Below are 2,038 nucleotides of genomic sequence, written 5' to 3'. Positions count from 1 at the left end.
GAGATGGGCTCCGCCGACTTCTGGGTCCGGCACGTCCGCGAGGCCGTCCGCTTCCTCGACGGCATCCGCACCCTGGAAGCCGCCGGCGTCACGACGTACGTCGAACTCGGCCCCGACGGCGTGCTGTCGGCGGCGGCGCAGGCCTGCCTCGCCGACGACACCGGCTCCGCCGCGTTCGCCGCCGTCCTGCGCGCCGGGCGCCCCGAGTCCGAGACCCTGGTCACCGCCCTGTCCACCGCCCACGTCCGCGGCACCGCCGTCGACTGGCCGGCCTTCTACGCCCCGTTCGACGCCCGGCGCGTCGACCTGCCGACCTACGCCTTCCAGCGCAGCCCCTACTGGCTCGACGCCGGCCGCCCCGACGGGGACGTCACCGCCGCCGGCCTCGGCCCCGCCGACCACCCGCTGCTCGGCGCCGAGCTGCAGCTGCCCGACACCGACGGCCACGTCCTCACCGGACGGCTGTCCCTGGCCGGCCACCCCTGGCTCGGGGACCACCGGGTCCTGGGCTCCGCGCTGCTCCCGGGCACGGCGTTCGTCGAACTCGCGCTCCGGGCCGGCACGCACGCCGGCTGCGAGGTGATCGAGGAACTCACCCTCGAAGCACCCCTGGTGCTGCCCGAGCACGGCGCCGTCCAACTCCGGCTCTCCCTCGCCGCCGCCGACGGCCCGGCCGGCCGGCGCGCCCTGTCCCTGCACTCCCGGCCCGAGGGCGCCGACCCGGACGCGCCGTGGACGCGGCACGCCGTCGGCGTGCTCGCGCCCGGCACCGGCCCGGCCCCGGAGGGCTTCGCCGAGTGGCCGCCGGCCGGTGCGGAGCCCGTACCGGTGGACGGCCTGTACGAGGGCCTCGCCGACTCCGGCTTCGGATACGGACCGGTCTTCCGCGGCCTGCGCGCCGCCTGGCGTGACCAGGACGCCACCTACGCCGAGGTCGCCCTGCCCGAGGGCGCCGCGGCCGAGGCCGCCCGCTTCGGCCTGCACCCGGCGCTGCTCGACGCGGCGCTCCACGCGCTGGGCCTGGGCGCCGCGGACCCGGGCGCCGGCGAAGGACGCCTGCCGTTCTCCTGGTCAGGGGTGTCCCTGCACGCGGTCGGGGCCACCGAGCTCCGCGTCCGGCTGGCCCCGGGCCGCACCGGCGAGGTGTCCCTGACGGTCGCCGACGCCACCGGCGCACCGGTCGCCTCGGTTGCCGGACTGGCCCTGCGCGCGGTCGGCCGCGACCGGCTCGGCGCGGTACCCGACGCCACCCGCGACGCCCTGTTCCGGGTGGCGTGGACGGAGGTCGCGGCCGACGGGACCGCCGAGGACTGGCGGATGCTGGACGAGACGGGCGTGACCGGTGCGCGCGCCGAGCACGCCACCACCCTGGTGGTGCCGTGCACACCGCGGCCGGGCACGGACCCGGTCGCCGCGGCGCACGCGGAGACCGCCAGGGTGCTGGGGCTGCTCCAGGACCGGGCCGCGGACGAGCCGTCCGCCGCGCGGCTGGTGTTCCTGACCCGGGGCGCGGTCGAGGCCGTGGCCGGGGAGGGCGTGGCGGACCTGGCGCACGCGGCGGTGCGCGGCCTGGTCCGGTCGGCGCAGTCGGAGAATCCCGGCCGCCTCGTCCTGGTCGACGTGGCCGCCGACGCGACCGACGCCGACGTGGCCGGTGCCGTGTCGGCCGCGCTGGCCTCGGGCGAGTCCGAGGTCGCCGTACGTGGAGCGGCGGTCCTGGTGCCGCGGCTCGCCCGGGCCGCGGTGGCGGTCGCCGACGAGGCCCCTGCCGAGGGGGGTGGGGCCGGTGACGGCACGGTGCTGGTGACGGGTGCGAGTGGTTCGCTCGGGGCCCTGTTCGCCCGCCACCTGGTCGCGGAGCACGGTGTGCGGCACCTGCTGCTGGTGTCGCGTCGTGGTGAAGCGGCGCCGGGCGCGTGCGAGTTGGCGGCGGAGCTGGCGGATCTGGGTGCCGAGGTGACCTGGGCGGCGTGTGACGTGGCCGACCGGGAGGCGTTGGCGGCCGTACTGGCCGGCGTTCCGGCGGAGCACCCGCTGA

General features: G+C 78.4%; 1 protein-coding gene. It reads left to right on the top strand.

The window, feature by feature from the left end:
• The coding region (locus IF43_RS0135410; RefSeq protein WP_037891560.1) for an SDR family NAD(P)-dependent oxidoreductase at positions 1 to 2,038 on the top strand (2,038 nt) is incomplete at both ends.

Source organism: Streptomyces sp. NRRL S-87, from assembly GCF_000719335.1.
GTDB lineage: Bacteria > Actinomycetota > Actinomycetes > Streptomycetales > Streptomycetaceae > Streptomyces.
Note: the sequence above shows the minus strand (reverse complement) of the source record. Positions and strands in the feature narration are given on the sequence as shown.